Source organism: Reyranella soli (assembly GCF_007992495.1).
Taxonomy (GTDB): Bacteria; Pseudomonadota; Alphaproteobacteria; order Reyranellales; family Reyranellaceae; genus Reyranella; species Reyranella soli.
Genome location: NZ_BKAJ01000073.1, coordinates 20,024 through 39,209, shown reverse-complemented (window position 1 = coordinate 39,209; position 19,186 = coordinate 20,024). Strand labels below are relative to the sequence as shown.

Sequence of the window (19,186 nt, the reverse complement as noted above, 5' to 3'; positions counted from 1 at the left end):
CTAGGCCACGCCCAGAGAGTGGATCGATTCGGCCCGCTTTCCGAGTTAATCGAGGTGAATCCTTCGGTGACCCAAGCAGGGCCCGAGCTGGCAGCCGGTGATTGGCTAAGGCTTGGACGCCGCCAACGTGGCTGATCTCGGCAGCACTTCGACGGTCGCTGTCATTCCTTGGACCAACCTTATCCCGGCGGGAACGTGGTCAATCTCCACGCGTACGGGCACGCGTTGGGCGAGGCGCACCCAGGTAAAAATGGGATTGACCGAGGCGAGGCCCGCCTGGTCCGGGCGGGCATTGGCCACGTTGATGCCTCGCGCCACGCTGCCCACGTGTCCCTGAATTTCCTCGTTGTAACCCATCAGTTTGACGCGCGCTGGCGCGCCCTCCTCGATGGCACGCAAGTTGGTTTCCTCGAAATAGGCGTCCACCCAGAACGAATCGATATCGACGATCGACAGCACGCTGCGTCCGACGCTGGCATAGTCGCCGGTTCGCGCAAGAAGATTGGTGACGTAGCCGTTCACCGGTGAATGGATGCGCGTGCGCTTCAGGTTCACATGAGCCTGTTCGAGGTTTGCCAGGGCTTGGCGATAGGCTGCCTGAGCGCTGATGGCCTTGCTGGCGTAGGTCTGCTGCTCTTCCACTGAAGTCGCGAGCCTGCTGAGCCGTTGTCGCCGTTGCGCTTCGATTTCCAGATTATCGGCGTTCGCGCGCTCCTGCTCTGAAGCAGCCTCGGCCAGCTTGACGGCGATCGCGTAGTCCGTAGGGTCGATGACCATCAGCGGCTGGTCTTTGTGCACGAGGTTATTGTCCGCGATGGGCAACTCGACGATTCGGCCGGCGACTTCCGGCGCCAACGTGACCACATAGGCGCGCACAGCCCCGTCCCTTGTCCAAGGCGTCGCCATATAGATGTCCCACGTCTTGCGGGCGGACGGCACAGCTGCCGCCACGGCGCCAAGCGTCACCACGACGGGAGCGATCCTCAGAACAAGCCGACTTGCCTTGGCCGCCCGGGTGCCCATCGTCATTTCACCGAGCCCTCACCAGGGTTATGACGGCAAGCACGATGATGTAGACGCTGAACAGGAACAATGCCGGGTGCCAGATGAACCGCAACAGCTCAAAGTGCCCCAAGACGGAGCGCAGGGCAGCCGTGACGAGCCACGCTGCTAGCATCATCAGCGACATCGGCGCCACGTAGACGCCAAACAAATCGACCTCAGTGAACGCCATGCAGTTTCTCGCGCGTGCTGTCCTGCTGGCTCAGCTGCGAGGGGCCGTTGAGGATCTCCATCCGCATTACCTTGACACCGCCCTCGGCAAGCTCGGGCAGCTTTGCGAACCATGCTTTCACGTAGGACATCGCATTATGGGCCTCGAAGTCGGCCTGACTGGCGAAGATCTCGTAGAAAATGAAATGCCCTCGCGCCTCGCGGTCTTCCTGGAGGAAATAGACAAGATTCTTCGGGTCACTCCGCACGAGCGCCACCAGCGGCACCGTGGCGGCGCGCAGCTCCGCCTCCTTGCCTGGTTTCGCGCGCACCTCTGCGACGACCGAATAGGCTCCGTGCGGCACCTGCGAATAGCCCGCTCCTGCATGCACTCTCGTGGGTTTGGTCATGGCTGGTTCTCGGATCCCGGTCTCGTCAGCCCTTGGTCGCGGCGATCGTGCGCCGCCGGGTTTCCATCGCTTCCTGGAAGGTCTTCTTCACAGCCCCGAGAGCTTGAACGAACTCGAGCTGCTCGCCCTCCGGTCCCTTGCAATAGATCAAGGACCAGCCGTTCGACTTTCCCTCGGTGATCTTGATGGTATTGGCATCGAGCGGAGCTGCCTGACGCTCCTGTTCCGATGTCACCGTGATGACGCGATTGGCTTTCACCTGGGTCATGCCTCGACGCGCCGATTCCGCCTCGAGGTCGTGGATGAACTTGTTGAAGTCGACATCATCGCGAATGTAGAAGCAGATGTGCATCGAGCGCGGATAGGCAGGGCTCATATGGTCTCGCGGCTCAGCCCAACTGTCCCCGCTGCCCATCGGTTGCTGGGCGTCTCGATATTGCAGGAGCTCGATCACGACATTGTCGAACTGCACGAAGCGGACGTCGAGCCGTTGCTCGCCACCCTTCAGGTCAGGTACGCCGATCGTTCGCGGATTGACCTTCCGCTCCCGAGCGACGATCTCCTGATCGGCCATCAGCGTGTTGTGGATCTGCTCGCCCTGAAAATCACCGTCACGCATCACCTCGTTGCCGCCGAGCACCTCGGTATAGAACTCAAAGGCGCGATCCATGCTCTGAACCGTGACGCCGAAATGCTGCACACCTTGGAGCCGGGCGCCGAGAGCCGCGTTGTTACGATCTGCCATGACGACCTCCTCAACTGGGCATGTTCTCGAATTGCGGGAGGTTAGCGGCCTCGCCCAATTGAGACGGCGCTTGGTGAACATCTCAAGCATCGGCTTCACGCTGTCGGGCTTGTCCAGACTGCCGAGCGTGACGAAGATCAATCCTGGGAAGCCCTCCAGGTTGCTGCTGAACACCCTGGCCCCGCAATCGGGGCAGAAGTTTCGGTCCAGGCCCCTGCCTGACTGGGCGGTGTAGTGAAACGCCTTCGGCTGGCCACCGACCAACGAGAAATCATCCTCGGGCACGCCGAAGAACGTGGCCGCTTCACCACCTGACGCCTTCTTGCAATCAAGGCAGTGACAGACTGCGACAAAGGTTGGATCGGTATTGAACTCGAATTTTATGGCGCCGCATGCGCACTGAGCAGTGTGCTTTTTCGCCATGGATGGGCTCCTTTCGAATAGTGAGGCTCTTCGGCCAGATCGCACCGTCGGGCGATCAGAACTTCATCACGGCCCTCCCGACAATTTCTCCCATTCTGAGCAGGTCGAGGTATTCGTTGATCTGGTCGAACGTGAACGCCTTCAAGGTGTGGCGGATCTTGCCTTCGGCAGCGAGCGCCATGACCTCACTGAGGTCGGTATTGTTGCCCCAATACGAGCCATGGAATGTTTGCTCGCGGTTCACACGCGGAAGCAGCGGCACGCTGATGCGGTCACCGACCAACCCGACATTGGCGTAGTGCCCGCTGATCCCAAGGAGGCTGAAGGCAAGCTCCATCATTTCCGTGGCCCCGGCGCAATCGATGATGGCGTCGAGATCCCTTTGGCCGGCAGCCTTCTTAAGTTCCGCCGCGATCGCTTCGGAGGTCTTGTTCTTGATGGAGATGACGTGGTCGGCGCCGTTCTCCTTGGCGATGGCGAGCTTGTCTGCATTGCGTGCGAAGGCGACAACCTTGGCGCCGCCGCCCAGCAGCTTCGCGTACTGGACGGCGTACGAGCCCAGTCCGCCCACGCCGAATACGCCGACGATCCGGCCCGGGCCGAGCGCGCCGGCATCGCGCAGCTTCTTGATGCCCCGATACGGGGTCAGACCGGCATCCGTAAGCGGAGCGATCTGCTCGAACCTCAGACCCCTGTCTGCCTTGATAAGGTAGCGCGCGGGCACCGGCAGGTACTCGGCAAATCCGCCATAGGGGCCAAATCCCGGCCACCGCACGTTCGGGCAGATGTGGGTGTTGCCCACGAGGCAATGGCGACAGACGCCGTCGCCCCAACCCGGCGCCACGCCCACAGGATCGCCTTCGTGGAAGCCGGCGATCTTAGGGACATTCCTGCCGATCGTGGAAACCACGCCGGAGATTTCATGACCGATCGTGATCGGCGTCGGGATGTCCACGAATGGACGGAAGTAGCCGTCGATCAGCTGCGCGTCCGACCGGCACATGCCGCATGCCTTCACCTGGATCAGGATTTCGTCCGGTCCGATGTCCGGGATCGGAACGTCCTCGAGGACAACCGGCTTTCCGTATTCGTGTATGCGGGCCGCTTTCATGCTCGCCTCCTTCCCACGGTCAATCGGCAGGACCACCAGTCGATGAGCGCAAAGCTATCAGCCGCACACCGGGGGAGCAGGTTAAGCGAGGTAAAATAGCGTGCCGATCCAGGCCCCTGAGACGGATCGCAGAATTCACCTCTCTTAACTCCTCATCGAAACGGCACTCGACTACCGTCCGCAGACATACCCGACGGTCATAAGAGGAGTGGATCATGGCCAAGGACCTGCAACGCAAGGCGCTGATCGCAATCACCAGTTACAACGGCGTCATCTATCCTGATGGCACACGGACCGGCCTCTTCTTCACCGAAGCGCTGCACCCCTTCGAAGTGCTGACGCAGGCCGGCTTCGATGTGGATCTCGCCACGGAAACCGGCACTTACGGCTTGGACGACCTCTCTCTCACCAGCCAATTCCTGGCCGGCGACGACAAGGCCGTCTTCGAGAACCCCAAGCACCCCTTCAACGTGAAGCTGAACGCGCAATTGAAGAAGGCCGCCGATCTGAAGAAGGGCGAGTACGGGCTGTTCTTCGCCTCCGCGGGCCACGCCGCTCTCTACGACTACCCGACGGCGCGAGGGCTTCAGAGCATTGCGGCCGACGTCTGGAATCGCGGCGGGATCGTCACAGCCGTATGTCACGGACCGGTGCTTCTCCCCGGAGTAATCGACTCCAAGACCGGCAAGTCGATCATCGCCGGCAAGACCGTTACCGGATTCACCATCGAGGGTGAGATCGTGCTGAAGGTCTGGGACAAGCTGAAGTCGGACAAAGTCCCTCCCGTCGTCGAAGCGGTCAACAACGCCGGAGCGGACTACAGCTCGCCCATGCATCCTTTCGACGACTATTCCATCACCGTGGGGCGCCTCGTCACTGGAGCCAATCCTGCCAGTGCACGCAGCGGAGCGGAAAGGGCCTTGAAGGCGTTCAATGGTCTTCCTGACGTCAAGGAATCGACGCTGCCCACCGCTGCGCAGTGAGGCCAGGACACGCCATGACGCGGTCCAGGCCGGCCAGAACCCTGGCTGCAAGCACCTCTCGACGCGCGGTGCTTGCGGCATTGAGCGTGGCGGGATTGCACGCGGTGTCGGCCATGCCGGCACACGCCCGCGATGAAGTACCTACAGCTGACGGAGTTAGGACCATGGCGTCCTTCAGGACGGGCGACGGAACGGAGATCTTCTACAAGGATTGGGGTCCCAAGGCCGCGCAGCCGATCGTGTTCCATCACGGCTGGCCTCTATCGGCAGACGACTGGGACAACCAGATGATGTTCTTCCTCTCCCACGGCTATCGAGTGATCGCCCATGATCGTCGTGGCCACGGCCGATCGGCTCAGACGGACGTCGGTAACGACATGGATACCTATGCTGCCGACATGGTCGCGCTGGCCGACGCGCTCGATCTCCGGAACGCGGTGCATATCGGCCATTCGGCCGGAGGTGGCGAGGTCGCGCGCTACGTTGCTCGCGCCAAACCCGATCGCGTTGCGAGGATGGTGTTGATCAGCGCCGTGACGCCGAGGATGATCCGCACTGAGAGCAATGCCGGCGCATTGCCGAAAGAAGTGTTCGACGGATTTCGTGCTTCGCTGGTCGCCAACCGGGCCCAGTTCTACTGGGATATCCCGGCCGGTCCTTTCTTCGGCTTCAACCGAACCGGCGCCAAGGCCTCCGAAGGCATCATTCAAAACTGGTGGCGCCAGGCCATGATGGGCAGCATCAAGGCGCAATACGATTGCATCAAGGCCATGTCGGAGACTGACTTCACTCAGGACCTGAAGTCGATTGGCCAGCCAACGCTCATTCTCCATGGCGACGACGACCAGATCGTACCGATCTCGGCCACCTCTGTGGTCGCCGCCAAGCTCGTGCGCGACGCGAGGCTGAAGGTCTATCCTGGGCTGCCGCACGGCATGTGCACCACCCATCCCGATACCGTCAATCCGGACCTGCTGGCTTTCGTGAAAGGTTGACCGGCGCACCGTCAGGGTGACGGTGCCACCTTTCGATCAAGGAAATCGCGGATCAGCGGCGCCATCTCGTCAAGCTTGTCCTCCAGGGCGAAGTGGCCGGTATCGAGGATATGAAACTCGGCGTCCGGGAGGTCGCGCCGATAGGCGTGCGCTCCTGCTTCGGGGAAGACCTTGTCGTTCTTGCCCCACACGATCAGCGTCGGAGGCTTGCGGTCGCGGAAGAACTGCTGGAATTGCGGATAGAGAGGCACGTTGGTGCGATGGTCGTAGAGCAGATCGAGCTGGATGTCCTTGTTGCCCGGCCGATCGAGGACCGCCTGATCAAGCGTCCAATTGTCCGGATTGATGCGCGACAGGTCGCGAACGCCATCGGTGTACAGGAACTTGGTCGTCTCGAGCTTGACCAGTCCTGACAGCGCCTCCCGGTCCTTTGCCGATCCGCTGGACCAATACGCTTTGATCGGGTCCCAGGACTCCTTCAGCCCCTCTTGATAGGCATTGCCGTTCTGGACGATGAGGGCGCTGACCCGCTCGGGATGCTTGAGGGCCAGCCGATATCCGACCGGTGCGCCGTAGTCCATGACGTACATGGCACAGCGCCTGACGCCGATCTGGCCGAGGAGCGCATCGACCATGTCGGCGTAGTGGCCGAAGCTGTAGACGAACTGCTTGTGGTCGGGCGCATCGCTTTGGCCGAAACCCGGATAGTCCGGCGCAATGACGCGGTACTTGTCGGCCAGCAACGGCATCAGGTTCCGGAACATGTGCGACGATGTCGGGAATCCATGCAGGAGCAGCACGACAGGTCCGTCGGCCGGTCCGGCTTCGCGGTAGAACATCCTGACACCCTCGACCGTCGCCGAGCGATAGAACGTGGCGGCCCACGTCTGGGGCCTTGTCGCTGCCTTCTCCGTCGGCGCAGCGAAGGCCTGAGGAACCTGCGACACGCAGACCGTGGCAAGTGCCAAAGAAAGAAACAGTCGATTCATCATGACCTCCATCGAGCTTGTTTCGACGGACTAGGTCCTATGCGGTTTCTCTCCTCAACGGTCGTTACGTTCCGTTAAGCTTGGTAAATTCAGTTCGGGCGCCGAGGCCGAGGCGTATTGATAGAAGCAGGTGAACTGCTGCTTTCGCAATTCGGCGACCATTCTTGCAATCTCTTCGTCTCGACCGACGGTCTCTCGTGCCCTACGCGGTGGGCAGGACTTCGCGCCTGCCCGCTCGTCAATTCGTTGAGCGTTCCGCAACGCCTCGATCGCAACCGATGCCACGAACTGGTAGCCACGGCCGTAGACCGTGGCAACGTAGATCGGTTCCTTTTGCGCATCGCCGAGAGAGCGCCGGAGATTGGCCATGTTGACCTTGAGATTGCTCTCATGGACGAACAACCTGGGCCAGGCTATCGCCATCAGTTCATCCTTGGTGACCAGTTCTCCCCGGCGTTCAACCAGCGCCGCCAGGATGGTCAGGGCACGTGATCCGAGGCGAATCGGTGCGCCATCGCGCAAGAGAAGCTGTCGCGCGGGGATCAGTCGGAACGGGCCGAACAAGAACGTCCGGTCCGGTTCGTTGAATCTCGAGTGTCGCTGACCCGCATCGGATGAAGCCCCCATGGGCGCCCAACCAGCAGGCACTTGTACATACGCAGCCGTCGCAAGTGGAGGTTCCTCCGCATCGAGTATCTGTGAACCAGAACGAACTCTCATGGCTCAACTCGCGACTATTGGTTTGCGCGGAGATGATATGGTCAGCACAGCCTTAGGTCCTTTCGCGTTTCTGGGATTTTCTGAATAGACAGGTCGCGCGCAGACCGGCCCCTCGAATGCCATTCGCCGCGGCTCGAGGTCCGCGATGTTGGAGTTGACCGTTCTGCAAGAAATCTGAAAAAATCTTAGAATTCCTGAGTTTGGAGTTATTTTGTCCGAATCTGACGATCCGGAGCGTCGGCCGCGTAGACTTGAGATTGATCTCCGTCACCGTGAGTTGCGTGTGGATGGAGAGGTGATGCCCATAGGGGGCCGGGCATTCGACATCCTGCAGGCTCTCGTCCAAGCAACGGGAATCATCGTTCCGAAGTCGGATTTGATGGGCCGCATCTGGCCCAACAGCTTCGTCGGCGACAACGCCCTTCAGGTGCACGTATCGGCTATTCGCAAGGCACTCGGTGCGGATCGAGCCCTGTTGAAGACGGTATCCGGTCGCGGCTACCGGTTGCTCGGCCACTGGACCGTGCGGCCCGCCTCGGACGCCGCGGAACCGGATGGTTCGACGCCATCGCCCCTGGACCTGCCGCCATCGGCATCCCACACCTACCGGTCAGGCGAATGCGAAATAGACCTGGCGCAATGTGAATTGCGGATCCACGGCGCGTCGGTCCCGCTTGGCGGCCGCGCCTTCGACCTCCTGGCGGCACTGGTCGAAGGAGCCAATGAACTCGTGACCAGGGACCAACTGATCGAGCGTGTATGGCCTGGCGTGTCGGTCAAGGACGGCGCAATCGAGTTTCACATATCCGCAATCCGCAAGGCGCTCGGGTCTCATCGCACGATTATCAAAACGATTTCGGGGCGTGGCTATCGTTTGCTCGGGACATGGTCCAGACACCATACCGACCAGCCTAGGGCACCGTTCTCCTCCCCGAGTGCCGGCGGCTCGACGAACTTGCCTGCGTCCAAGATCGATCTGGTCGGCCGCGATGCGTCCATCGAGTACTTGCAACAGGCATGCTCCGCCTATCGGCTCGTCACCCTCACCGGTACCGGCGGCATCGGCAAGACCGCGCTCGGGATCGAGTTGGCGCGCAGCCTTCTGCCGATGTTCGACGGCAACGTTTGGCTCGTGGAGCTGGCCTCGCTTGCCGACCCGAATCTGGTCTCGCTCGCCGTGGCGGAAGCCATTGGCCTGCCAACCGACAGGGGCGCGAAGTCGGCGGAAAGCGTGGCCCGGGACATCGGCGGCACGCGACTCCTCCTGGTGCTCGACAATTGCGAGCATCTCATCGATGCCGCCACACACCTGGCGGAAAGCATCCTCCGTCTCTCGTCGCGCGCCGTCATCCTGGCGACCAGCCGCGAGACGCTGCGAACCACTGGCGAGCATGTCTACCGTGTGCCGCCGCTCGACGTGCCGCCACATGATTCCGGTCAGGCCGCCGAAATCCTCAGCAACAGTGCCGTGCAGTTGTTTCTCGACCGGGCGGAAGCGACGCACATGGTCGGCCTGCGTGACCGGCAGAATTTGCGTTTGATCGCCAGGATCTGCCGCCACTTGGACGGCATGCCGCTGGCGATCGAATTCGCCGCTGCCCGCGCCGCTTCGTTGGGGGTGGCGCAGGTGGCCGACGGCCTGCGGGACCGCTTCGCGCTGCTGACGACGGGGCGTCGTACGGCGTTGCCGCGCCATCAGACGCTGCGTGCGGTTCTCGACTGGAGCTATGCCCTGCTGCCGGACGCCGAGCGTCTGCTGCTCCATCGCCTGGCCATTTTCGCCGGCGGATTTTCCTTCGACGCCGCATGCGCTGTGATGCGTGAGCATTCGCCGGCCGACGTCGCAGACAGTATCGCGAGCCTCGTCGAAAAGTCGGTCGTCAATCTTGAACAGACCACCTCCGGCGGACGCTGGCGTTTGCTGGAGACCGTGCGCTCCTACGCAATGGACAAACTCACCAGCGTCGGCGATTACGCGCCGACAGCGCGCCGGCACGCCGACTATTTCCGGGACTTCTTCGCCACCTTCGATCCCAATGCCAATGAGGAGAGCGCCAGCGCCGATCTCGCCTCTTTCACGCGCGAAGTCGACAATCTGCGTACTGCCCTGGCATGGGCGTTTTCCGCCTCCGGCGATCCCCGTCTCGGGGGCCACCTGGCCGCCGCCGCCGTCAATTTCTGGCTGGCCACGTCGCTGCTGGACGAATGCAGCAATTGGATCGGTAAGGCGCTGGCGAGTATGGGTGAGGCCGATGATCTCGAGCACGAGATGGTTCTGCGTAACGGTCTTGGCCAGTCATTGATGTTTACCGAAGGCATGACCTCGGCCACGCATACCAATCTGACCCGGGCACTTTCCCTCGCCGAAGCAATCGGCAGCATTGAACACCAAAAGCGCGCGGTGCATGGCCTCTGGCAAATCAGCCTGCGTTCAGTGGAGCTGCGCAAGGCTTTGCAGTTGAGTCGGCGCTATGCCGAATTCGCCCGTAGCGACACAGGCTTGGCGGCAACGCACACCGCCAACCTGATGGTCGGCATGTCGTTAACCTACCTCGCAGAATACGCCGAAGCCAGCAGCCTGCTGGAGCAGGCCATTCACAATTATCCGGCCGCTCAACGTCAACGTGAGATGGCGTCGCTTGGGCTGGATGCGCTTTCCTCCGCCTTTGGACATCTGTCGACCTGTCTGTTCGCGCGCGGCCTGGTCGATGCGGGAATCCAGGCCGCGGAACGGTCGATCGAAGAAGCGCAGCAGGTCGGACAGCCTGTGGCTCTGTGCCTGGCGATGACTCGTCCGGCGGGCCTGCTGTTCCCCGAGGTCGGTGCTTTCGATACGGCAGAGCGCCATATCGCTGCGATTCTGGAACAGGCCGATCGCCATGCGCTCGGTACCTTCCGCGCTCTGGCGGCTTGCGCGACTGGCCGCATGCTCTTCATGCGCGGCGATCCCGCCGCCGGCGCCGCGGCACTCCGCTCCGGCCTCGCGCAAATGGAGGCAACCGGGTACCGATCATTGCAGACGATCTTCCGCGGATACTTCGCCGAGGCGCTGACCGCTGCCGGCAATGCCGATGAAGGTCTCGCCGAAGTCGAGAGAGCCCTGCGCTACGCCGAGCAAACGGAATACATGCGGTTCGTGCCGGAGCTGCTGCGCATCCATGGCAGCGTGATTGCTCATAGCCAGCCGGGTAACCCGAAGGCCGAGCAGATATTGCGACGCGCGATCGACCTCTCGCAGCGGCAGGGCGCGTTGTACTGGGAGCTGCGCGCGGCGCTTGCTCTGGCGGAGGACTGGCAAATGCAAGGGCGCCGCATGGAGGCGCATAGCCTGCTCGCGCCCATCTACGACCGCTTTACCGAGGGCTTCACGACTCCCGTCTTGGCGCGGGTCAAAGCGGTGTTGCAAGCAACCCGGGCGGACAATGACGGGCCATCCGTTACTTATCGGCGCAAGTCCCGAAGTTGAGTAGGTATGAGCGGCCGGCAGAATGCCGCCGGACATCACCGCCCCTACGACAGCAGCGCGACCGCCGTTGATCGCGCAGCCGAACTCACGCAACAGCATAGTCACCGTCACACCGTCGAAAGGACGTTTTCAGTGACCCTTTCAGCGGGCCGACCCCGCATCGGCGGGCGGCTCGGCTCCAAGGAAGCCGCCCGCCCGCGCATCACGAACTTGCACCGCAATCAATGAGATTGAGTCGGCTTGGAGTCCGATGGATGCCCGTTCGACATGGAGCCCGACGAGTGACCGTTCGACATCGCGCCAGAGGACTGACCGGTGGACATCGAATCTGAACGCCCGCTGGGCTTGGAATCCGACGAATGACCACTCGACATGGACCCGGATTGGCCGCTGGACATGGAACCGGTGCTGGAAGACTGGGCAAACGCCGCACCGGTACCAAGAGCGAGTACCGCGGCAATAGCTGCGAATCTGACTGGACGTGTCATGAGAGTTCTCCTTTGTGAGCCATGGAACCCGGCTCGGGGTATTTCCCGCTCTGGGAAATTCGGCACGGCGCCGGCGCGTTGCGCCGGCAACGCAGGTCTAGATGCCCGCATACCATTCGTATCCACGATCTTCCCAATAGCCCCCGTAGCCGCCCGCGACATTGCGGAAGCTGTCGGTAATCTCGATCCGCTGCAGATATTTCGCCTGCTTGTAGCCAAGCTGCCGTTCGACCCTCAGGCGTAATGGTGCGCCGTTTGGTACACCGAGCGGCTTGCCGTTGAGATTGTAGGCAATGAGCGTTTGAGGATGAAAAGCATCGACGAGGTCGATGCTTTCGTAATATTGGCCGGGGCCCTGCTCGCCCCCCTTGATGGGCTCGCCGTCCAGATTGTCGGCGCAGTGAAAGACCGCATATCGCGCACCGGACGCAAGGCCGGCAGCTTTCAGGAGCAGCCCCAGCTGGACGCCGGTCCACATGCCAATTGCCGACCAGCCTTCGACGCAATCGTGCCTGGTGATCTGGGTCCTGGATGGCAGCCCGCGCAGTTCTGCGATGGAAAGCGACATCGGGTGCCGGACGAGGCCACCAATCTTCAGTCTCCAATTGACGAAGTCCTGCGCGATATGCGCATCGTATTCCGCGCCGCCGGGGTTGAAAGTGCCGTTTGGTTTGAAGACCGGCGAAATGTCCGCGACCGAATATTCCTTTGCGAGCTGACCAGGCTGGAGAAGCATTCGCTGGCTCATGCGAGTCCAGTCCTCCACCGCATGGAATACGCGCGAGAAGCTCGGATTGAGCGTCAGATTGTCGGCGTTCCAGATCAGCGCACCGGCGCCGGCAAATCCGGCAAGAATCGCGGCGCGTCGGGTGATGTTTCTTGCAGCAGTCATCGACGCGGTTCCTTCGGCAGGACATAACGGCCCGTGAGCATCGATCGCACCTCATTGATGGGCCCCGCCAGGACCACCTCAGCTAGATGGATGACGACGAAGAGCACAATCAGCGACGCTGAAATGAAGTGGATGGTGCGTGCGGATTGCCGACCGCCAAACAGGTCGATCAACCACGGACAAACCGCGTCGAAGCCCGGCGACATCGTGAGGCCCGTCGCCACCATCAGAGAGATCAGGACGATCACACAGAGATAGGCGACCCTCTGCAGAGGATTGTAGCGTTTCGCCGCCTCACCGGCCGGATGCTTCAGCTTTAGATGGTCAATCAGCGAGCGTGGAATCGCGTAGATATCATTCCTGGTCGGCGCGATGTCTTTCTGGAGATGACGCGAGAACAGGCTCCAACCCAAATAGGCGAGGCCGTTGAACACCAACAGCCATGCGAACAGGAAATGCCAGTGGCGAGCGTCAGCTAGATCCTGGAAACTTGGAATGGTGAGCCAGTGCGGCCAGCCGCGCGCAACGTAATCGCCCTGATACTTCGACCAACCAAGAAGGCCCGTCGTGTCAAAATGCCAGGGGCCGACCTGTGTGACCCCGTGGGCCCCGCCATCGCGATCAACCGCTTCAATCGAAAACAGCGATCCATCGGCGTCGGCACCGTATTGCCCCCAGTAGAGCCTAGGATGCGCATTGAAGATGTTAAGTCCACTTCCGAGCAGAAATAGGATGCAAAGTGCATTGATCCAATGCGTGATCCGAACTGGCAGACGATGGCGATAGAACGACTCCACCAATGAAGAGGACGGGGCTTCGTCATCGCCGACCATCGCAACGGGAGACCTCTTCACTGGATATAGCCTCGGCAGGAGCTGCTTGGCGTGCTTGATATGCTTCGGGTTACGCCTGTCACAATCTGTCGAATGTGATGTCCGGCCTATACGTTCGTATGTGCCTTAGATCATGCGCGGCAACCGACAGCTCGGTTGTTGCCGTGCCCAGAAAGTGACGACGTCGCCGTCAGGCAGGACGCCCTGCGACGCGAAATGAAAGCTCGGCTGCGTGCCGATTTGCGCAAGGCAATGAAGGACAGGTGCAATATCGAAACGAAGGTCATCCGAGTGCTCGTTGCAGCGATCGACAATGCTGAAGCACCGTCCGTCGAAGCGGGCGATACAGCGTCGGTCCACCACGATTTCCTCAGTGGCTTAGCGGAAGTCGAACGGCCGCTTTTGAGCAGGTCTCGTGTGCGTCACATATTATCGACGGAGGTCCAAGAGCGCGAACGTGCGGCCGCCGAGCTGGAACGTCTGGAAGAGATGGATCGTGCTGAAGCTTTGCGCGCAGAAGCCCTCATAGCAAGGCGCTACATCGAGTGACGAAAATTCGCACCTCCTCAGAGGAGAGCAAAAGGGGGCAAACCCAACCACGCGAAGAATAACAGCGGCATGCCCTGGCGCGCCGGATTGCAGACAACGCGCCACCCTCATAGTGCAAGCCAACATGAGCGGGGCAGCTACAGTGTCAGTTTGCTCGCGAACTCCTGGAAGTTCGCGATCTTCTCCAATTGCATCAGCCCGTCGAAGAGCGATTGCGTTGTCGGCTTGCCCCACACAGCCTCGCCCAAGTCGAAGAACTTGCCGCTGAGTTCCGCGACCGTGTGCGGCCGGCTCGGCTCACCCTTGGTAACGACACAGTGGCCTTCGTAGCTGCTGCCGTCGCGCATAACGGCCCGGATGGATACGGGCTGCTCGGCCGGATAGCGCGCCGTGAAAGACTCGTCCTCCTGTAGCACGACACGTTTGGCGAGATCCTGGATCACGGGATTGGCGACGGCGGAATCGTCGAAGCTGCCGAGCCCCGAGCGGCCCCGCACGATGATGCTGGCCAGAGCGAATGGCACGGAGAAGCGTGCGCCAAAGCTGGTCTGCACGCTCTTCTCCTGCAGCATGGCGGCCAACATGTAGGCGCGCGCATCGAGGCTCGCGATTTCGGCCGGATCGAGACGACCACCGGGCACCTTTATGAGGAGATCCTCGAGCGCGTCGATCGCCGAATGGACATAACGCCCGGTCGGGTGAAGCTTGAAGTAGCTCTTCGTGACCAGCCACTCGGAGCCCAGGTCATGAACGACACGGGCCGGGTCGAAAGCATCCGACAGAATCTTGCCGTAGATCGCCGCGACGCTGTCGACTTCGCCGGTGAAACCGCACTCCACCAGCCGCGTAGCCATCGTGCCCATGTAGCCGGAATGTCCCGTGTAGATGTTCCGGACGGTCGCACCATCCAGCAGGGTCTGCCGGCTCGTGGTCATTCCCATCGTGGCCGACACATTGATCAGCTCGAGCATTCGCGCCGTGTCGAAGCCCTTAAGTTTGCCGACGGCGAGCGCCGCGCCGATGACGCCGTAGGTCCCATGCGGATGCACCGCGAGCTTCACATTGGCCGCGCGATGGATGCGTGACGACACTTCATATCCTGTCGCCACCGCGACCAGCAGGTCCGAGCCATTCGCGCCGAGCTCCTGCGCGGCGGCAATAGCTGCCGGCACGACCTGGATGCCCGGGTGTCCCTTGGCGAAGAGATTGCCTTCGTCGAGCTCAAGCCATGTGCCAGCCGTGCCGTTGAGCAGGGCGGCATCGATCGGCGGCGCCTTCATACCGGCTCCGAAAACCCAGGCATTGCCGGGCGGCGACGCCTTGAGATGGTTCGCCACGAACGCCTTCATCTCAGGCATCTGCATGCCGGCGGCGATCACCGGGATGCTGTCGGCGATGATCCATTTCACTCGGTCGACGACGGCTGGACCGAGCGATGCAAGCGTCGTCTCGCTGCAGAAGGCAGCCAGCTTCTTCAGGTACTCCGGGCGATCTGCAATGACCATTCGCGCGTGATCCTCAGTGGATCGTGTAGCCGCCGTCGACGATCAGGTCGTGACCCGTCAGGAAGGAGGCGTCCGTCGTCAGCAGCCAATGGACGACTTCGCCGATTTCCTCCGGGCGGCCGTAGCGGCCCATCGGCACGTACTCCAGCCGACGCGCGGCTTCCTCCGGATCGTGCTGCACGCGGTCGAGCGTGGGCTGGGTGGCGATCGGACCGGGCGATACGGCGTTGACCTGGATGTTGTGCGGCGCCAGTTCGAGCGCCATCGACTTGGTAAGATGGATCAGCGCCGCCTTGGTCATGCCGTAGATCGTGCGCGTCTGGTAGGCAACCGAGCCCAGCTGGCTCGCGATGTGCACGATGCGGCCGCCACCCTGCCGGCGCATCGACGGCAGCACCCCCTGGCTCGCCAGGAACGGCGCCCGCAGGTTGACCGCAACGGCAGTGTCGAATTCCGCAAGGGTAAAGTCGCCGAACGCGCGATTGACGCGCACCGCCGCGTTGTTGACCAGCATATCGATGCGGCCGAAGCGCTTCTCCGCTTCGGCGACCATCGCCGCGACGGCCGATGCATCGCCAAGGTCGGCCGTCAACGGAACGACAGCCTTGGGGTCACCCAGGAGCGCCGCGCACTCCTGGGCGATCGGATCGGGCGGAGCATCTGCCGCCAGAACCAGACGCGCACCGGAGCCGGCAAGGCGGCGCGCGACGGCAGCCCCGATGCCGACCGGCGACGAGACACCAGTCACGATGGCAACTTTGTCTTGCAGCGGTTTCACGTCAGTTGACGACGCCATACCGCGCCGCCTGCTCCGCATGACACTCGCGGTAGCGCGCATAAGCCCGATCATGGGCTTCCGCTTGGGCGGTCGCGCTCAACGTCCGGGGATCGTCCTCGAGATCGAAATGGCCGTAGCGGTCCACGCCGCGCACCAGCATCGCGGACATACGCTTGCTGCCACTGTGGCGGCAGTGGGTCGGAATATAGCTGATGCCGAAGCCGATGCGGCGGTCGTTGCTGCCGTTGGGTGGCGAGTTGTGCGCGATCAGGGTGTGGTGCAGCGAGACCTGGCCCGTCTTGACCGGCGCAAACACAGCCGTCGAGGTGTCGAACGACTGGCTGATCGAGCGCGCGCCGGCATTGATGGTGCCGGGAAGGGCATCGCGCCCATGCGCAAGCTGACCCCAGCGATGGCTGCCGGGAATGAACTCCATGCAGCCCGCCTCGATCGAGGCCTCCGACAACGCGACCCACGCAGTGACATGCTCGTAGGGCTGCAGGCCAAAGTAGGTTGCGTCCTGATGCCATGCCGTGATGGCATCAGTCCTGGGCTCCTTGATGAAGAAGGTGCTGGTGAAGACCAGAATGTCGGGGCCGAGAATCGACTCCATCACGTCGAGTAGGCGTGGATCTCCCACAAGGTCGCGCGCCCAAGGACAACGGACATGGAGCTTGCGCCGGTTGCCCGCCGACACCGGTCCCGCAGGCAGCGTCGCCTCGAATGCCTCGAGGTCGGCCCGCCAACGTCGCGCTTCGTCGACGCTGAAGATGTCGACAGGCGCGTAGTATCCGTCACGATGGAAAGCGTCGACCTCGGCTTGGCTGAGCTTGGTCACTTGGCTCGTCCTTTCTCGGATCAGCCGGTACCGGTGGCCTTGGCCAGCGGTCCCCATTTGGCCGCTTCGACGGCTAGGAACGCCGCCAGCGCCTCGGGCCCGACCTTTCGGGGCAGTTGATAGCCCAGCTCGATGTAGCGGTTGCTGATCGCGGGATCGTTGAGCGCCGCCTCGATCGAGCCGATGATCTTGTCGACGATGCGACGTGGCGTGCCGGCAGGCGCCAGCATGGCCTGCCAGCTGCCGGCCTCGAAGCCCTTGAGGCCGAGTTCGTCCAGTGTCGGGACATCCGGCAGCAAGCGCGAGCGCTCGAGCGAGGAGACCGCCAGCGCCCGCAGCGCGCCGCTCTTCACATGCGGCACCAGGACATTCTGTGAGTCCATCATGAAGCCGACACGGCCGGCGACGAGATCGTTCATGGCGGCCGGCGTGGATCGATACGGCACGCGCACGAACTCGATGGCCGTCCTCTTTGCCAACAGCATCTGGCCGAGGTCAGCCGAGCTTCCGGGGCCTGCGGAACCGCAGTTGATGGCGTTGGGATTGGCCTTCATGTAGGCGATGAAGCTCGCGAAGTCCGTTGCCGGCACCGCCGGATGTATCGCGAGCACGAACGGCATGACGCCGAGATGGCTGATCGGCTGGAACGATTTGACGGGATCGAACGTAACCTGCGGGAAGAGTTCCGGGATCACGGAATGCGCCATGCCGGTCACGAGCAGGCTGTAGCCGTCCGGCACGGATCGAGCGATCGTTTCGGCAGCAATCGTCGAGCCGGCGCCCGGCTTGTTGTCGACCAGCACCGGCTTGCCCAGCGTGTTGGTCATGTGCTCGGCAAGAATGCGGGCAACCACGTCGATCGCGCCGCCGGGTCCATACGAGACCGTGACGCGCACCGGCTTGTCGGGATAGGCGCCTTGCGCGCGGGCAAGCGAGCCTGCGCTGACCGAAAGGGTCAACGCAGCGCCCATGCGAAGAACGGTTCGGCGACTATGCCCGACGCGAGCGCCGGATGCGATTTTGCGAATCATGACCCCTCCACATCCACAGTCCCTCCCCAATCGCAAGTATCATTCCAAATCCAGGAACCGACAACGCATCGCAGAGAAACAAGCGTTCGACAGGCGAAGTCGAATTCCTCTCGGTGGCACCGCGTGCGGTCCACCGGACGAGGCAGGTGACCTCATCCTTTATCCCGGTGATCGAGCCGCTGATGGCGCGCGGATCGCGCCGGCCTCGACTGGCACGACGAAGTCGCTGACGATGCGAGTGAACTGGACGGGGTCCTCGCCCCCTCGCCCTTGAACTTGGCCGCTTGTTGCTTCTCCGCTCCTCAAGCGCCTTGAGCGCCGCCGCTTCTGGGTACAATCCCGGTCAAATGCTGTCTTGGCCAGACAAGCTCGGGAACGCAAGCCTTTCAGGATGTGGACGGCGGCTCAGCTGCCCTCCGCCCACGAACTAGCGAACGAAAGGCAGCGGTAGTGTCAGAGAACTGGCTCGCGGTGGCAACAGCTGCGACGTAGCGATCCGGGCGCAACACCACGATGGATGCGTTGGCCGCAGCAAACCAGGACGCCAATTGATTCTCGACGTCTTCGACGTGGTCGGCATGCCTGATCGATCGATCGCGACCATGGCTCCGCGAGCGCATCGCCGTAACAAATCGAGCGTCGAGGCTGTCCCAGAAGTCTCGATCACCGTCGCTCAGCAGGCTTCGGGGGTCGATTTGCCAACCGAGGACAACCATCCAGTCCCCCAATGCGGTATCGAGCGGGACGAACCGGCCATCCGCCGTCTCCACCGTTGGCTGAATGAACATCCGACCCACAGGAGAGGAAGACGACCCGGACTCGTCCAAGACGAAGCCCGCGAGATATCGCGGCATGGGTTTGAAGCGCATCTGCAATACGTAGTCCCGAACACTCGGCAGTCGGCGCACGAGACGGAAGAACTGATCCCGCAAGGCCGCCCTGAAGCGACTGATCGGCATGAGAATGGCGCCGAACATGTCGGCGAGCTTAGTCATCGCTTCGACGTGTCCACGCCGCTCTGATTCGTAAGTGTGCAGCACGGCGGCAGTCAACTGCCCGCGGACGACACCAGCTAGCTTCCAGGCAAGGTTCCCGGCATCACGAATGCCGACATTCAAGCCCTGCCCTATCCACGGGGGCATCAGATGTGCGGCGTCGCCGACAAAAATTGTGCGGCCGAAGGTGCCTCGCCCTCGGCGTGGTGGCTCCTCCGCATCT

General features: G+C 62.1%; 17 protein-coding genes and 3 pseudogenes. 4 read left to right on the top strand and 16 right to left on the bottom strand.

Features of this window, described 5'->3' with window-relative positions; all coding sequences use genetic code 11:
* Nucleotides 1-105: 105 nt before the first annotated feature.
* The 6 genes and pseudogenes from RSO01_RS20805 to RSO01_RS20780 all read right to left on the bottom strand — a co-directional run bounded on the left by RSO01_RS20805 (nt 106) and on the right by RSO01_RS20780 (nt 3,901).
* Complete coding sequence (locus RSO01_RS20805) at nt 106-1,029, bottom strand: efflux RND transporter periplasmic adaptor subunit (RefSeq protein WP_147151375.1); 924 nt, start codon at nt 1,027-1,029, stop codon at nt 106-108.
* A 1-nt stretch (nt 1,030) separates the two neighbouring features.
* The gene (locus RSO01_RS20800) at nt 1,031-1,234 is read right to left on the bottom strand and encodes a DUF1656 domain-containing protein (protein ID WP_147151374.1); all 204 of its coding nucleotides are present in this window, start codon (nt 1,232-1,234) and stop codon (nt 1,031-1,033) included.
* Nucleotides 1,221-1,622 carry a putative quinol monooxygenase gene (locus RSO01_RS20795; protein ID WP_147151373.1) on the bottom strand — a complete coding sequence of 134 codons (402 nt, stop codon included), beginning with the start codon at nt 1,620-1,622 and terminating at the stop codon, nt 1,221-1,223. Before RSO01_RS20795 ends, RSO01_RS20800 begins: the two co-directional genes overlap by 14 nt.
* Before the next feature lie 25 nt (nt 1,623-1,647).
* Nucleotides 1,648-2,310, bottom strand: a pseudogene (locus tag RSO01_RS20790) (VOC family protein); the annotation flags it as partial.
* A 67-nt stretch (nt 2,311-2,377) separates the two neighbouring features.
* Nucleotides 2,378-2,790: pseudogene (locus RSO01_RS20785) on the bottom strand (GFA family protein).
* A gap of 55 nt (nt 2,791-2,845) precedes the next feature.
* Entirely contained in the window at nt 2,846-3,901 is a 1,056-nt protein-coding gene (locus tag RSO01_RS20780) for an NAD(P)-dependent alcohol dehydrogenase (protein WP_147151371.1), read from the bottom strand.
* A gap of 215 nt (nt 3,902-4,116) precedes the next feature.
* On the opposite strand from RSO01_RS20780, the gene RSO01_RS20775 reads away from it, so the two are divergent.
* The gene (locus tag RSO01_RS20775; protein ID WP_147151370.1) at nt 4,117-4,884 is read left to right on the top strand and encodes a type 1 glutamine amidotransferase family protein; all 768 of its coding nucleotides are present in this window, start codon (nt 4,117-4,119) and stop codon (nt 4,882-4,884) included.
* 164 nt (nt 4,885-5,048) lie between these two features.
* On the top strand, nt 5,049-5,879 hold the full coding sequence (locus RSO01_RS20770; RefSeq protein WP_218037410.1) for an alpha/beta fold hydrolase: 831 nt from the start codon (nt 5,049-5,051) through the stop codon (nt 5,877-5,879).
* Nucleotides 5,880-5,890: 11 nt separating this feature from the next.
* Here RSO01_RS20770 and RSO01_RS20765 read toward each other — a convergent pair whose 3' ends face one another.
* Nucleotides 5,891-6,868: an alpha/beta fold hydrolase gene (locus RSO01_RS20765; RefSeq protein ID WP_174825943.1), complete on the bottom strand. Its 978-nt coding sequence runs from the start codon at nt 6,866-6,868 to the stop codon at nt 5,891-5,893.
* 54 nt (nt 6,869-6,922) lie between these two features.
* Nucleotides 6,923-7,432, bottom strand: a complete 510-nt coding sequence (locus RSO01_RS20760; RefSeq protein ID WP_246158626.1) for a winged helix-turn-helix domain-containing protein — start codon at nt 7,430-7,432, stop codon at nt 6,923-6,925.
* A 454-nt stretch (nt 7,433-7,886) separates the two neighbouring features.
* On the opposite strand from RSO01_RS20760, the gene RSO01_RS20755 reads away from it, so the two are divergent.
* Complete coding sequence (locus RSO01_RS20755) at nt 7,887-11,054, top strand: ATP-binding protein (RefSeq protein ID WP_170303231.1); 3,168 nt, start codon at nt 7,887-7,889, stop codon at nt 11,052-11,054.
* A 585-nt stretch (nt 11,055-11,639) separates the two neighbouring features.
* Here RSO01_RS20755 and RSO01_RS20750 read toward each other — a convergent pair.
* Nucleotides 11,640-12,434 (bottom strand): molybdopterin-dependent oxidoreductase, encoded by a 795-nt coding sequence (locus RSO01_RS20750; protein WP_147151365.1) that lies wholly within the window; start codon nt 12,432-12,434, stop codon nt 11,640-11,642.
* Nucleotides 12,431-13,267 carry a cytochrome b/b6 domain-containing protein gene (locus tag RSO01_RS20745; protein WP_147151364.1) on the bottom strand — a complete coding sequence of 279 codons (837 nt, stop codon included), beginning with the start codon at nt 13,265-13,267 and terminating at the stop codon, nt 12,431-12,433. The genes RSO01_RS20750 and RSO01_RS20745 overlap by 4 nt, the downstream gene beginning before the upstream one ends.
* 216 nt (nt 13,268-13,483) lie before the next feature.
* On the opposite strand from RSO01_RS20745, the gene RSO01_RS20740 reads away from it, so the two are divergent.
* A complete protein-coding gene (locus RSO01_RS20740) occupies nt 13,484-13,816 on the top strand; it encodes a GatB/YqeY domain-containing protein (RefSeq protein ID WP_147151363.1) in 333 nt (110 codons plus the stop codon).
* Between the two features lie 137 nt (nt 13,817-13,953).
* Here RSO01_RS20740 and RSO01_RS20735 read toward each other — a convergent pair whose 3' ends face one another.
* From RSO01_RS20735 to RSO01_RS50320, 6 genes and pseudogenes are all read right to left on the bottom strand, one after another.
* Nucleotides 13,954-15,321 (bottom strand): MmgE/PrpD family protein, encoded by a 1,368-nt coding sequence (locus RSO01_RS20735; protein WP_147151362.1) that lies wholly within the window; start codon nt 15,319-15,321, stop codon nt 13,954-13,956.
* A gap of 13 nt (nt 15,322-15,334) precedes the next feature.
* The gene (locus RSO01_RS20730; RefSeq protein ID WP_170303230.1) at nt 15,335-16,099 is read right to left on the bottom strand and encodes an SDR family NAD(P)-dependent oxidoreductase; all 765 of its coding nucleotides are present in this window, start codon (nt 16,097-16,099) and stop codon (nt 15,335-15,337) included.
* A gap of 1 nt (nt 16,100) precedes the next feature.
* A complete protein-coding gene (locus RSO01_RS20725) occupies nt 16,101-16,937 on the bottom strand; it encodes a phytanoyl-CoA dioxygenase family protein (protein ID WP_170303229.1) in 837 nt (278 codons plus the stop codon).
* A gap of 20 nt (nt 16,938-16,957) precedes the next feature.
* Nucleotides 16,958-17,908 carry a Bug family tripartite tricarboxylate transporter substrate binding protein gene (locus RSO01_RS20720; RefSeq protein WP_170303228.1) on the bottom strand — a complete coding sequence of 317 codons (951 nt, stop codon included), beginning with the start codon at nt 17,906-17,908 and terminating at the stop codon, nt 16,958-16,960.
* A gap of 446 nt (nt 17,909-18,354) precedes the next feature.
* Entirely contained in the window at nt 18,355-18,927 is a 573-nt protein-coding gene (locus RSO01_RS20715) for a hypothetical protein (protein ID WP_507763593.1), read from the bottom strand.
* Between the two features lie 39 nt (nt 18,928-18,966).
* Nucleotides 18,967-19,140: pseudogene (locus RSO01_RS50320) on the bottom strand (FAD-dependent monooxygenase); the annotation flags it as partial.
* Nucleotides 19,141-19,186: the final 46 nt, after the last annotated feature.